The 13300-nt window shown below is 69.4% G+C and carries 13 protein-coding genes; all 13 read left to right on the top strand.

Going from position 1 to position 13300, the window contains the following annotated elements; all coding sequences use genetic code 11:
* Window positions 1–123: 123 nt before the first annotated feature.
* The 13 genes from N7367_RS01385 (at window position 124) to N7367_RS01325 (ending at window position 13210) form a co-directional block, all read left to right on the top strand.
* Window positions 124–804, top strand: a complete 681-nt coding sequence (locus N7367_RS01385) for a TonB-dependent receptor (RefSeq protein WP_053516350.1) — start codon at window positions 124–126, stop codon at window positions 802–804.
* Window positions 805–820: 16 nt separating this feature from the next.
* Entirely contained in the window at window positions 821–1351 is a 531-nt protein-coding gene (locus N7367_RS01380; protein ID WP_053516348.1) for a sigma-70 family RNA polymerase sigma factor, read from the top strand.
* A gap of 69 nt (window positions 1352–1420) precedes the next feature.
* Window positions 1421–2401: a DUF4880 domain-containing protein gene (locus N7367_RS01375; RefSeq protein ID WP_279941561.1), complete on the top strand. Its 981-nt coding sequence runs from the start codon at window positions 1421–1423 to the stop codon at window positions 2399–2401.
* Window positions 2402–2454: 53 nt separating this feature from the next.
* A complete protein-coding gene (locus N7367_RS01370; RefSeq protein WP_065182997.1) occupies window positions 2455–3003 on the top strand; it encodes a hypothetical protein in 549 nt (182 codons plus the stop codon).
* A gap of 143 nt (window positions 3004–3146) precedes the next feature.
* Window positions 3147–3707: a hypothetical protein gene (locus N7367_RS01365; protein WP_258012752.1), complete on the top strand. Its 561-nt coding sequence runs from the start codon at window positions 3147–3149 to the stop codon at window positions 3705–3707.
* Between the two features lie 57 nt (window positions 3708–3764).
* Window positions 3765–4202: a type II secretion system major pseudopilin GspG gene (gene gspG / locus N7367_RS01360; RefSeq protein WP_065176116.1), complete on the top strand. Its 438-nt coding sequence runs from the start codon at window positions 3765–3767 to the stop codon at window positions 4200–4202.
* 54 nt (window positions 4203–4256) lie between these two features.
* The gene (gspK, locus tag N7367_RS01355; protein ID WP_279941636.1) at window positions 4257–5117 is read left to right on the top strand and encodes a type II secretion system minor pseudopilin GspK; all 861 of its coding nucleotides are present in this window, start codon (window positions 4257–4259) and stop codon (window positions 5115–5117) included.
* Complete coding sequence (gene gspL, locus N7367_RS01350) at window positions 5114–6280, top strand: type II secretion system protein GspL (RefSeq protein WP_279941560.1); 1167 nt, start codon at window positions 5114–5116, stop codon at window positions 6278–6280. Before gspK ends, gspL begins: the two co-directional genes overlap by 4 nt.
* Entirely contained in the window at window positions 6277–6804 is a 528-nt protein-coding gene (gene gspM / locus N7367_RS01345) for a type II secretion system protein GspM (RefSeq protein WP_197571110.1), read from the top strand. Before gspL ends, gspM begins: the two co-directional genes overlap by 4 nt.
* Window positions 6801–9176, top strand: coding sequence for a type II secretion system secretin GspD (gspD, locus tag N7367_RS01340; protein ID WP_279941559.1), 2376 nt, complete (start codon window positions 6801–6803; stop codon window positions 9174–9176). Before gspM ends, gspD begins: the two co-directional genes overlap by 4 nt.
* A 2-nt stretch (window positions 9177–9178) precedes the next feature.
* Window positions 9179–10615 carry a type II secretion system ATPase GspE gene (gene gspE, locus N7367_RS01335; protein WP_196769964.1) on the top strand — a complete coding sequence of 479 codons (1437 nt, stop codon included), beginning with the start codon at window positions 9179–9181 and terminating at the stop codon, window positions 10613–10615.
* A 7-nt stretch (window positions 10616–10622) separates the two neighbouring features.
* The gene (gene gspF / locus N7367_RS01330) at window positions 10623–11822 is read left to right on the top strand and encodes a type II secretion system inner membrane protein GspF (RefSeq protein WP_279941558.1); all 1200 of its coding nucleotides are present in this window, start codon (window positions 10623–10625) and stop codon (window positions 11820–11822) included.
* Between the two features lie 212 nt (window positions 11823–12034).
* Complete coding sequence (locus N7367_RS01325; protein ID WP_053516316.1) at window positions 12035–13210, top strand: substrate-binding domain-containing protein; 1176 nt, start codon at window positions 12035–12037, stop codon at window positions 13208–13210.
* The last annotated feature ends 90 nt before the right edge of the window (window positions 13211–13300 follow it).

The raw sequence follows: 13300 nt of genomic DNA, 5'->3' as shown, positions 1-13300 counted from the left end.
CGGTGGTCATCGCAATGACATCTGCCCCCGGTAGGGTCTGACCCCGCTTGCCGGTCGCGCGCGGGCGACCTCCCGGTCGTGCCGCCTGCCTCCGTCACAGCTGCTGTCGCTGCCGAGGGTCATGTGTTCAACGTCAGGGGGCTGGATGGACGCCACGCGGTCAGAACATGGAGAGTGGCCATCGCTGCGTGGCTGCTGCTGGCCTTCGTCGCCACGGCCGAGGACGACGTCCGTGCCTACGACATTCCGGCGCAGCCGCTGGAGCAGGCAGTGGAGCGCTTCAGCGTCAGCAGCGGGTGGTCGGTGATGTACGCCGGCGAACTCGCTGCCGGTCGGCGCAGTTACCCGCTGCACGCCAGCCTGCCGCCGCTGCAGGCGCTGCAGACCCTGCTGCAGGAGACCGGCGTCGAAGCCGAGGTGATCGGCGCGCAGCGCGTGGTGCTTCGGCTGGGCGCGCAACCCGAACGCGCAGCCGGTACCGTCGGCCTGCTGCCGGAATCCGAGCGCAGCCGTCGTTTTGGCGGGCTGCAGCAGCGGCTGCGCGACGCGTTCTGTGACGACCCCCTGCTCGCACCGGGCCGCTACGCGGCGACGCTGCGTTTCCGCATCACCGCCGAGGGCCATGTCGACGATGCCGAACTGCTCGTCGGCAGCGGCGACGCCCGGCGCGATCGGCGCCTGCTGCTGGCTATCGGCAGGCTGGCGCCGTCCATCGACGCCGCCGCGTTGCCGCAGCCGGTGACGCTGCAGATCCAGCCCTCCCGTGCCGACCACGACTGTGGCCGGCGGCAGCCCCTTCCATGATTTCAAGGATTCGAACATGAGCAACGGAACGGCCGGGGCGGTGGACCTGATGGATCACCTGCTGGGGGCCTACGATGAACTCAAGCGCCGGCTGGTGCGCAAGCTGGGCTCGGAAGAGCTGGCAGGCGATGCGCTGCAGGACACCTGGATGCGCCTGAGCGCACGCCGCGACCGGCTGGACCCGGTGCAGAATCCGGCGGCCTATCTGCTGCGGATGGCGATGAACACCGTGATCGATCGGCAGCGCGCCGACCATCGCCTGCTCAGCCTGGAAGAAGTGGACGCACTGATGGAGATGGCCGATCCGGGCCCCGGTCCGGCTCAGGCTGCGGAGCTTGATCGTGCCCTCGAAGACATGGTCGGCCTGCTGCACCGCATGCCCGAACGCCGCCGCCGGATCCTGCTGGCGATCCGCGTGGACGGCCTGCAGCAGCGGGACGTGGCCGAGCAGCTGGGCGTGTCGCTGCGGCTGGTGCAGCGCGAACTGAAAGCGGCCCAGGACTATCTGGCCGAGCGCAGCGGGCAGGACCGGCAGGTGCGGTTCTGACCGGCGGCGTCCGTCTACACTTTGACGCCGAGCAGAACCCCGCAGCGTGCGGGCATGGCTGGACTGCGCATGGACCCTGATGATCGCCCGCACCGCACGCTCGACGCCGTGGAGCGCCAGGCCCACGCCTGGGTGGTGCGTCTGACGTCGGGCGAGGCCACAGCAGCCGACGGACGCAGGTTCCGCCAATGGTGCGCGACCGATTCGCGTCACCGCGAAGCGTTTGCCCGTGCGCGGCGGCAATGGGAGCAGGTGCGCGTGGCCGGTGAGCAGGTCCCGGCTGCGGCGCGCCAGCCGCAGGCACCGGGCCTGGCACGGCGATGGAGCCGGCGTGCATTCCTGGGGGCGGCCATCGCCGCCCCCGCCAGCCTCGCCGTGGTGGCAGCGATCCGTCCACCGTTGGGGCTGTGGCCGTCGGTGAGTGCGATGGCGGCCGACTTCCATACCGGCACCGGCGAGCGCCTCCAGCTTGCGCTGACGCCGCAGTTGACGCTGGAGCTGGATACGCAGAGCAGTCTGCGGCGCCGGATGGGTGCGGGTGGCGAGGGTTACGAGCTGGTGCAGGGGCAGGCGGCATTCGAGACCGCTGCGGGTTCACGCCTCGCACTGTACGCGGGGCCGGGCTGTGTGATCGCCGATGAGGGCGCAGCCCGGCTGGACGTGCGCAATACCGGGGGACACGTCCGGGTGACGTGCCTGCGCGGCAGCGCCCGCATCGAGCACCCGCAGGGCCGGCTGCGGCTGCAGGCCGGACAGCAGACCCGCTACGACGAACGCCTGAGCGGCGTGGTGGCCGAGGCCGTGGCCGGCGAGGTCAGCGCCTGGACCGAAGGCATGCTGGTGTTCCGCCGCGCGCCGTTGCGCGAGGTGGTGGACGATATCAATCGCTATCGCCGCGGCAGGGTCCTGCTCGGTGACGGCGCACAGGCGCGTGCGCCGGTCAGCGGTCGCTTCCGCATCGATGACCCGGACGCGGCGCTGGAACAGCTGCGGTTGACGCTGTCGTTGGAGCTGCGTCGCTTCCCGGGCGGTATCGCCGTCCTGGGGTAGAGTCCCCGGCCACGCGCGTCGCGTGGCTGCCGCATGCAAGGAGAAGCCAAGGAATGCGCAACGAGACCATCGGTGTGCTCGACCTGCGACGCAACCTGTCCGCATTGCTGGAGACCACGCAGCGGCGTCCATTGACGGTGCATCGCTATGGATCGCCCTGGGTCTGCGTGGTGTCCGATCCGCAGTGGCAGGAACAGTCCGTGCTGCTGGATTTCGACCCGCAGGGCCATCCGCTGGCTGCCCTGCTGAGGTTGCAGCAGGCGCTGTCGCTGCCGGAGAAGGGCAGCGTATCACCGGCAATGGCGGCCCGCGGTCTGCTGCTGATGGCGATGCATGGCATACAGGGCCTGCCACAGTTGCACGACCAGGTGATCCATCACCGCTTGTGGCACTGGTTCGTGGCCGGTGCGGTGACTGCGATGGACGGATGGCAGTTGCCGGCACTGCGCCAGGCCACGGCCGCGTTGCTGGCCGACGCGGACGCGGCCGGGTTGCTGTCCGCATTTGCCCGACGTCCCGACGTGATGGTGCTGGCACGACAATGCGGCGGCATCGCTCCGTTGCTGGATGCCGATGCCTGCAGGCGCATGACGTCGCTGTGACAGAGCGGCTGAAGCGCAACACACGGCACATCACGCGCAACGCGCTGTCGCTTCATCGACCCTGCTGACGTCTTCTCCAGAGTACGGCGCATCCGCGTCGTGGAGCGCAGGCAGCGTCGATGGCGGAACGTCGCAGGATCAGCATGCTCGAGCTGGATCGCCACCTGAGCCGGTCGCTGGAACAGGCCCGGCACGCGCCGCTGTGCGTACAGCGCTACGGGCATCCGTGGGTCTGGGTGCTTTCCAGCGACGCCTGGGCAGACGCCGCGCGATGGGCGGCGCTGGACGTCGAGGCGCATCCGCTGCTGGCGCTGCGCCGCGCAACCGATGCGCAACTGCCGGCGTGGCCGGAGGCAGCCATCGCGACGCTGCCCCTGGACATGGACGATGTCCGCATGCTGCAGCGTGCCGCTCTGCTGCTGTGGGTGCAGGCACTGGACAGCGCGCAACGGGTACACGATGACCTGCGCCATCACCAGGTGTACCGCCGCTTCGTCGGCTTCGGCCGTGGCAGCGCCTGGTCGCCGACGCAATGCGTGCGGATCCTGCAGGCCAGTCGCCATCCGCTGCTGCGTCGCTGCGTGGAAGGCGCGTTGGCGGCGGTACCTGCAACGCTGCTGCAGTCGGCTGGCGTGCCGCCGGCGGGCGCCAGCGCAGACAGGGTGGAGCAGCAGCGAATTGCAGGTGGATGTTTATCGTACTGACACATGCGCCGCTGACCATGGTGCAGCGGTCCCTTCCAGGATGACGAGGGCGGAACAATGGCAAGACAGCTTCGTGGTGGCAGGGCCCGGCAGCACGGTTTCAGCCTGATCGAGATCATGGTGGTGGTGGTGATCATCGGCATTCTTGCCGCACTGATCGTGCCGCGCCTGATGGATCGTCCCGATCAGGCGCGGGTGGTGGCGGCACGCCAGGACATCGCCGCACTGATGCAGGCGCTGAAGCTCTATCGCCTGGACAATGGCCGCTACCCCAGCACCGAGCAGGGATTGCAGGCGTTGGTGGCGCCGCCCCAGAGCAGCGGCGCGATGCCGACAACCCCCTATCTGGACCGCCTGCCGAACGACCCGTGGGGGCATCCGTACCAGTACCAGAACCCGGGCGCGCACGGCGACATCGACGTGTTCTCCCTTGGCGCGGACAGCAAGGCCGGAGGTGATGCCGGCAATGCGGACATCGGCTCCTGGCAGCTGTGAGGTCCACCGATGTCGCCTCCGATGGCAGCCTTTCCGTGTCGTCGCCAGCAGGGCATGGCGGTGATCGTCGCGATGCTGGTGGTCGCACTGGTGGCGGTGATCGCGACCGCGCTGCTGACCCGCCAGGCCGCGCAGCTGCGTGCGCTGCGTGGCGACCAGCTGCGGGCGCAGGTACGCATGGCCGTGGATGCCGCGCTGGAGCGCGCGGGGCAGCAGCTTCGTGACGACGCGCGCGAGCAGCTGACCACCGTGCGCGACGGTCGCTGGGCACGGCCGGTGCAACTGGATGCGCCGCTGCCGGTGCGCCTGCAGATGGTGGACGCGCAGTCGCTGTTCAACCTGCGCAACCTGTTGTCGCAGGGCCAACCGGATGCGCAGGCGCGGCAGGCCTTCGTGGCGCTGTGCGTGGAGCAGGGGGTGTCTGCGGCCGCATGCAGCGGTGCCGCAGACCACATCCAGGCGCGGCTGCGCGACGGTGATCGCGCCGCGCAGGCGCCGCTGCCGCGCGAAGCCCTGATCGGGCAGGCGCTGGCCGGTGCCGAGCCACGCGCCGTCCGGGCGTTGTCCCGGCGCACGGTGGTGTTGCCGGCGCACACGCTGGTCAACGCCAATACGACCGACCTGGCCGTGCTGCAGGCGGTTGCACCCGGCGCTGATCCGGGCCGGCTGCGGGCGCTGGTGGACGAGCGCGACGGCGGCCGCTGGCTGCTCAACCGCGGTGATATCGCCAACCGCCTGCAGGTGAGCAGCGAGCAGATGTCGGTGATGCCGCTGGGCATCCACAGCGAATGGTTCCTGGCGGTCGGACAGGTCCAGGCAGACGACTGCGACGTCGATTTCCGCGCGTTGATCTGGCGTGAGTACCGCGATGACAGCGTGCGCGTGCAGCGTGTATGGACGAGGATCGGCGCATGAGCGTGCAGCTGCGGGTGCGCCTGCCGGCGCTGGATCGACTGCAGGCCGACAGCCGGGTGGAGTGGGCGCAACTGCAACGCGGTGACGTGGCGGCGCATGGCTGCGAGGCGCTATCGGCGCTGGGACAGCGCCATCCGCAGGCACAGGTGCACGCCTGCCTCGATCCGCATGACCTGATCCTGCTGGAACTGCAGCTGCCGCCGCTGTCAGTTCGCCGGCTGCAGGCCGCGCTGCAGGGCGAGGTGGAGGCGATGCTGCTGGACGACCTGCAGGATGTTGCGCTGGCCAATGGGCCGCAGGCGGCTGACGGGACCGTGCCGGTGGCATGGCTGGGCCAGCAGGCCGTGGCCCAGGCGCAGCAGCTGCTGGCGTCGTGCGGCCTGAGCCTGCAGGGGCTGTACCCGACGCCGCTGCTGCTGCCGTGGACGGAGGGGCGGGCCACGCTGGAGGCGAAGGGCGAGCACCTGCTGGTACGCAGCGGGCGCGACCGCGGCTTCGTGCAGTGGAGTGGCGGGCGCGACGTGGCAGGCGTGCTGCAGGCAACCTCCCTGCGCCTGCAGCAGGCCGGCGTGCAGGCCGTGCAATGGGTGCATGCGGTGCCCTCGGGTTGGCCCGGACACCTGCAGACCAGCACAGTGGCCGCGGGCAGCGAGGCCAGCGGCCCGCTGCCGGCATGGGCACTACCGCTGCAGCGCGGCGGACGACGCCTGCCACGAGTGGCGATCGGGCTGGCACTGGCGGCCGGGGTGCTCGCCGCGACGGGCCTGCAGTTGCAGGTCTCGCGCTGGCGCGGCGAAGGTGAGGCGTTGCAGCGGAAAATGACGCGGCAGTTCAGCGCGCAGTATCCGGAAATCACCGAGGTACTGGATCCGGTCCTGCAGGCACGGCGTGCGTTGGCCGCACCGGTGCAGACGGCTCCACTGCTGCGGATACAGCAACAGGTCGCGCTGGCATTGCAGGCGGTTCCGGAGCTGGCCGGCCGCGTTCGCGGCATGGACTACACGCCCGGCGCGCTTGAACTGGAACTGGACGCCGATGCGCAGGCGCTGGCCGATGATGCGCAGCATCTGGAACGATGGCAGCAGGCGGCGCAGGCGCAGGGCCTGCAGCTGGTCCGCCAGGGCGGTGGCCGCCTGCGGCTGAGCACCGGGGGCAGCCGATGAGGGTACGGACTGCGTGGATGGAAGGCGGCATCGCGGCGCTGTCGCAGTGCTGGCGGCGCCTGCAGCTACGCGAACGCGTCATGCTGACGACGATGGTGGGTGCACTGCTGGCCGCTGCGCTGTGGGCATTCTGGCTGGAGCCCCTGCTGAAGCAGCGCAGCTACTGGCAGGTTGAGCTGCCGCGCCTGCAGGCACAGATGCGGGCACTGGCGCCCTTGCTGGACGCGCGCGAGCGCCAGCGCCTGGCCCGGGAGCAGCGGCCGACACTGACCAGCCTGCGTTCGCGGATCGCCGCCGCCGGCCTTGCCGATGGGGTGCGGGTCGACGCGCGCGATGGACGCTGGCACCTGCAGGTGCAGTCGGTGCCCGCCGATGTGCTCTGGAACTGGCTCCTGCCGCTGCTGGCCGACCCGACCATCGAACTGCAACGACTGCAACTGCAACGCACAGGGGACGCGGATATGCCGGCGGCACGTATTTCAGGAAGCATCGTGATGAAGGCCGTTGCGGGTGAGCTTCGATGAGGTCGATGCACGGTCTTGCCTGTGGCGCGGTGCTGGCTCTGGTCGTGGGGATGGTCCACCTGCCCGCGCCGGCATGGGCGCAGGATGCCAGCGACGAGCCGGTGCAGTTGAATCTGGTGGATACCGATATCGGTGGCGTGCTGCGGATGGCGGCGCGTTTCACCGGCCGCCAGTTCCTGATCGATCCACGCGTGACCGGCAAGATGACGGTGGTATCGGATGGTCCTGTCAGTCGCGCGCAGGCCTATCAGCTTCTGCTCGGCGCACTGCGCATGCGTGGCTTCGCCGTGGTCGAGAACGGTGGCATCAGCCGGGTCGTGCCACAGGCCGATGCCAAGCTGCTGGGCGGCCGGGTAGGCGGCGGAGCGGCAGGTGGAGAGGTTGCCACACGGACCTTCGCGCTGCGTTACGAGAATGCGGCCGCACTGGTCGCGGTGCTGCGGCCGATGATCAGCCCGGACAACCCGATCACCGCCAACGCGGGCAACAATACTCTGGTCATCACCGACTATGCCGACAATCTGGAACGCATCGCGCGGGTGATCGCCAGCGTGGACACCCCGGCTGGCATGGACACCGACGTGGTCAAGCTGCAGCAGGGGATCGCCGTGGATGTGGCCGCGATGGTCGCACCGTTGCTGGATGCGCAGGGCGCCGAGCCGGGCCAGAAGGTGGTGGTGATGGCCGATCCGCGCAGCAACAGCGTGCTGCTGCGCTCCAGCAGCCCGGGGCGCACGCGGTTGGCACGCCAGCTGGTGGAGAAGCTGGACCGGGCACAGGACGAGTCCGGCAACCTGCATGTGGTCTATCTGCGCAATGCACAGGCCACGCAGCTGGCGGGCGTGCTGCGCGGCGTGGTGGCCGGGCAGAGCGACGCGCAGGCGATGGGCAGCAGCGAGGGCATCACGCCGCTGCCTGGCGGGTCCGCTCGCAGCGCGCCGACGCAGCCGCAGCCGCAGCAGGCCGGGGCCACGGGCAATGCGCTGCCGTCGCAGCGGCTCGATCCGGACCGGCGCGACCCCGCTGATGCCGGCAGCAGTGGCTTCAGCCAGAACGGCATCTCCGTACAGGCCGATGTCGCCACCAATACGCTGCTGATCTCGGCGCCGGAGCCGGTGTACCGCAACCTGCGCCGGGTGATCGACCAGCTCGACCAGCGGCGCGCGCAGGTGCTGGTGGAAAGCCTGATCGTGGAAGTCAACCAGACCGATGCCGCTGAACTGGGCGTGCAGTGGATGCTGGGCAATGGCCGCACGTTCGCAGGCACCCACTTCGGTGGTGCGACCGGCGGCAGCGGCCTCAATGGCACGGCGCGCACCACGCTGGACGTGCTGCCGCGCGATGGCCTCAACGTGGGCGTGATCGATGGCACCATCACGCTGCCGGGCGTGGGCCAGATCCTCAACATGAAGGCACTGGCCAACGCGCTGCAGAGCAAGGGCGGTGCCAACATCCTGTCCACGCCGAACCTGATGACGCTCGATAACGAGGCCGCCAGCATCATGGTCGGCCAGACCGTCCCATTCGTCAGCGGCCGCTATGTCACCGACGGCGGAGGTGGCAGCAACAATCCGTTCCAGACCATCGAGCGTGAGGACATCGGCCTGAAGCTGCGGGTGCGCCCGCAGATCTCCGAAGGCGGGACGGTGAAGCTGGACATCTATCAGGAAGTGAGCAGCATCGACGGGCAGAGCTCCGGTAGCGAGGGCATCATCACCAACAAGCGGGCACTGGACACCAGCGTGCTGCTCGACGACGGCCAGATCATGGTGCTGGGCGGCCTGCTCGAGGACAGCGTCAGCCACGGTCGCGACGCGGTGCCGGGCCTGGGCCGGATTCCGGTACTGGGCGCGTTGTTCCGCAGCGACACGCGCAGGCGCGCCAAGACCAACCTGATGGTGTTCCTGCGACCGCACGTGGTGCGTGACCCGGCGGCCGGCCAGCGCCTGACCCGCGATCGCTACGACTACATGCGCAACGCCCAGGCCGGTGCACAGCCGGGGCAGAGCTGGGCATTGCCGGCGCTGTCGGCGCCGCAGCTGCCGCCACAGGACCTGGGTACGCTCGGCCAGGGCAACGCGCGCGACGGCCAGGGGCGACCATTGCAGAACACCAGTCTGGCCGCCCTGTACCCGACCGGCGAGGGCACCGCGCAACATGTGCAGTTCGCGCAGGGCCTGGACCCCGCACGCGCCGCGCAGGCGGTGGCGCAGGTGCGGGCATTGGGGCTGCAGGCGTACGCAGAAGCCACACCCGGCGCAGCGGGTCAGCGCCTGCGGGTGCGACTGCCACGCGATCCGGCACAGCTGGACCCGGCCCTGCAGCAGCTACGGGGGTTGGGATACACCCCGGAACTGGTGATCGGGCCGTGACCGTGGCCAACGATCTGCGATCACTGCCGTATGCCTGGGTGCGCAGCCACGGGGTGATGCTGGCCGACACGGGTGATGGGCCGGTCCTGCTGGGCACCGCCGAGACCCCGGCCTGGGCTGTCGCCGAGCTTCGCCGCCTGCATGGACCCCTGCCGTTCCAGCAACTGGACAGTGCGGCCTGGCAGCAGCGGCTGGGCGAACAGTATCGTGACGGCGGCGACGCCGCGGCGGTCGTCGGCGCGGCGGAGAGCGAAGTCGACCTTGACCGGCTGATGCAGGACATGCCGGAGATCACTGATCTGCTGGATGCACAGGATGACGCGCCGGTGATCCGCATGATCAATGCGCTGCTGGCACAGGCCGCGCGCGATGGCGCCAGCGACCTGCACATCGAGCCGTTCGAGACCCATTCGGTGGTCCGCTACCGTGTCGATGGCACGCTGCGCGACATGGTGCAGCCGCGGCGCGCCCTGCATGCCGCCCTGGTGTCGCGCATCAAGATCATGGCGCATCTGGATATTGCCGAGAAGCGCCTGCCACAGGACGGGCGCATCGCCCTCCGCGTAGGCGGCCGGCCGCTGGACATCCGCGTGTCCACCGTGCCGACCGGGCACGGCGAGCGCGCGGTGCTGCGGCTGCTGGAGAAGGATGCCGGCCGGCTGCAGCTGCAGCGCCTTGGCATGGCCGACGACACCCTGGCCACGTTCACCGGCCTGATCCGCCAGCCACACGGCATCGTGCTGGTCACCGGCCCGACCGGCAGTGGCAAGACCACCTCGCTGTATGCCGCGCTCGGCCAGCTCGACAGCAGCACCAGCAACATCCTCACCGTGGAGGATCCCGTGGAGTACGACTTCGCGGGCATCGGCCAGATCCAGGTCAATGCGCGTATCGGGATGACCTTCGGCACCGCGCTGCGCGCGATCCTGCGCCAGGACCCGGACACCATCATGATCGGTGAGATCCGCGACCTGGAAACCGCGCAGATCGCCGTGCAGTCGTCGCTGACGGGTCATGGCGTGCTGGCCTCGCTGCATACCAACGATGCAATCTCGGCAGTGACCCGGCTGGCAGACATGGGGGTGGAACCGTTCCTGCTGGCGTCTTCGCTGCGCGGTGTGCTGGCACAGCGGCTGGTGAGGCGCCTGTGCATGCAGTGCCGGCGCGCAGAAGTCGATGCCGACGGTCGCACGGTGTGGCGGGCAGTGGGCTGCGCGGCCTGTGCACACAGCGGCTACCGCGGACGAACCGGCATCCATGAGCTGTTCGTGGTCGATGATCGGGTACGGGCGCTGATCCACGAGGGGCAGGGCGAGCCCGCGCTGCGCCAGGCGGCACGGGCCGCCGGCATGCGCAGCCTGCGCGAGGACGGCCAGCGTTGGGTCGACAGCGGGCTGACCACGCTGGAGGAGATCCTGCGCGTCAGCGGCGACGGGTGACGCGACGATGGCGCTGTTCGACTACCAGGCCGCCAACGCGCAGGGACGCATTGAGAAGGGCCAGGTGGATGCCGACAGCCCGCGTGGTGCGCGCCAGCTGCTGCGTGGGCGTGGGCTGACGCCCGTGCACGTCAGCCCCGCGCGCGGCGCAGGCGGGGGCTGGGGAACACGCCGGCTTTCAGCGAGCGAACTGGCCTGGGCCACCCGCCAGCTGGCCAGCCTGCTCGCCGCCAGCCTGCCGCTGGAGGGCGCATTGAGTGCCGTCATCGAGCAGGCAGAGCGACCGCATGTGGCTCAGGCGCTGACCTCGGTGCGCGCCGATGTGCGTGCGGGTCAGCGCTTGACCGTGGCCCTGGCGGCCCGGCCGCGCGACTTCCCGCCGATCTATCGCGCCCTGGTCGGCGCCGGCGAGGACTCGGGCGACCTGGCGCGGGTCATGGAGCGCCTGGCCGATTACATCGAGGAGCGCAATGCGCTGCAGGCCAAGGTGCTCACGGCGTTCATCTATCCAGCGGCGATCAGTGTTGTATCGGTGGCGATCGTGATCTTCCTGCTCAGCTATGTGGTGCCGCAGGTTGTAACAGCGTTCGTGCAGGCACGACAGACGCTGCCGGTGCTGACCCAGGTGATGCTGGCCGCCAGCGCGTTCGTGCGCAACTGGGGCGCATGGACTGCGCTGGGCATCGGCCTGCTGGTGGTGGCATGGCGACTGGCGTTGCGCCGCACCGATCTGCGCCTGCGCTGGGATGCGATGCTGCTGCGCGTGCCGGTGATGGGCCGCTTCGTGCTTGGCGTGAACAGTGCGCGCTTCGCCTCGACGTTGGCCATCCTGCTCGATGCCGGCGTGCCATTGCTGCGCGCGCTGGAGGCAGCGCGGCAGACGCTGGGAAACGCGCTGCTGGCGCGCTGCGCCGAGGATGTCGCCGCGCGCGTGCGTGAAGGCGCGGCACTGGGCGCTGCGTTGAAAGTGCAGAAGGTCTATCCGCCGATCCTGGTGCATCTGGTCACCAGTGGTGAAAAGACCGGCACACTTGCGCCCCTGCTGGATCGCGCCGCGCAGACCCTCTCGCGCGAGATTGAGCGGCGCGCGATGGCACTGACCGCACTGCTCGAGCCGACCATGATCCTGGTGATGGGCGGGGTGGTGCTGACCATCGTGCTGGCGGTGCTGATGCCGATCATGGAAATGAACCAGCTCGTGCAGTGACGGGCGTGTGGCGCACAGGCCACGCTTCTCCACACAATCCTCCATACCTTCTTTCGATCTTCCACAGGTTTCTTAAGCGGCCTGTCATCGGCACGGACGAGCATGAGCCTGTCGTCGCGGAGCGGGCTGGGAGGCCCTCAGCGACAGCAGGCGTGTAGTGACCGTTCCTCCCTTGGCGTTTCCCTTCACAGCAAACCCTTCAGGAGAAGATCATGTACAAGTACAAGACTCTGGCCGCGCTGGTTGCCACCGCGCTGCTCGCCACTGCCGGCGCCGCGTCGGCGCAGACCGTTACCGGCGGTGGTGCATCGCTGCCGGCCGACCTCTACAAGGGCCAGGCTGACAGCATCCTGCCGGCCAACTTCAGCTACGCCGTGACCGGTTCGGGCACCGGCAAGAAGGCGTTCCTGGAGAACAATTCGGCGCTGTTCTCGACCACCGGCACCGTGCATTTCGCTGGCAGCGACTCGGTGCTGAGCGCGACTGAACTGAGCACCTACACCACCAACTACAACCAGTCGACCAATGCCAACCGCTACGGCGCCCTGATCCAGGTGCCGTCGGTGGCCACCTCGGTGACCATCCCGTTCAACAAGCCGGGTTCGGCCGTCAACCTGAGCGTGGCGCAGATCTGCGGCGTGTTCTCCGGCGCGATCAGCGACTGGTCGACCATCGACGCCAACCGCAGCGGTCCGATCCGTGTGGTCTACCGCACCGAAAGCAGCGGCACCAGCGAAATGTTCACCCGCTTCCTGGCTGCCGCCTGCGCCGCTGAGCCGGCTGCGACCTCGAACCTGGTCGGCGGCACGTTCGCCGTGAAGTCGACCTTCGCCGACCTGTACAAGCGCGATGCCAACAACAACCTGCCGGCGTTCCTGGTCGCCGCGCCGGCCACGGGCGGCACCTCGCTGTACAACGCTGTCTATGCGGCGGATGGCCGCATCGGCTACGTCGGCCCGGACGTGATCCCGAGCCTGACCGATGCGACCAAGGTTGCCAAGGTCAAGGGCTTCTCGCCGGACCAGGTGAGCGTGCAGGCCACCCTGGATACCGTCGCTCCGCCGACCGGCACCGCTGCCGAGAACCCCGCCAACTGGGTGCCGGTGTTCGGCAACCCGTCGGCCGGCTATCCGATTGCCGGCTACACCAACCTGGTGATCGGCCAGTGCTACAAGGATTCGGCGGTTGCCACCAGTCTGCGCGGCTTCCTGGCGCGCCACTATCCGGCGACCTACCCGGCGGCCTACGAGGCGTCGATCACCGGCCATGGTTTCATCCCGCTGACCAAGGCCTGGCGCGATGCGATCCGCAACCGCTTCGTGCTGGCCAGCAGCGCAGCCGGCCTGAACAATCCCAGCACCTGTGCGGGCATCGGCCGTCCGCTGTAATCCGCAGCGCCGCGTGAACCCTGTTTGACCCGGCGCCGGCCCCTGTGGCCGGCGTCGCCATTTCCGCCGTGCGGCGTGCAGCGCCATCGC

This window comes from Stenotrophomonas sp. GD04145 (assembly GCF_029835135.1).
Classification (GTDB): Bacteria; Pseudomonadota; Gammaproteobacteria; order Xanthomonadales; family Xanthomonadaceae; genus Stenotrophomonas; species Stenotrophomonas maltophilia_P.
Note: the sequence above shows the minus strand (reverse complement) of the source record. Positions and strands in the feature narration are given on the sequence as shown.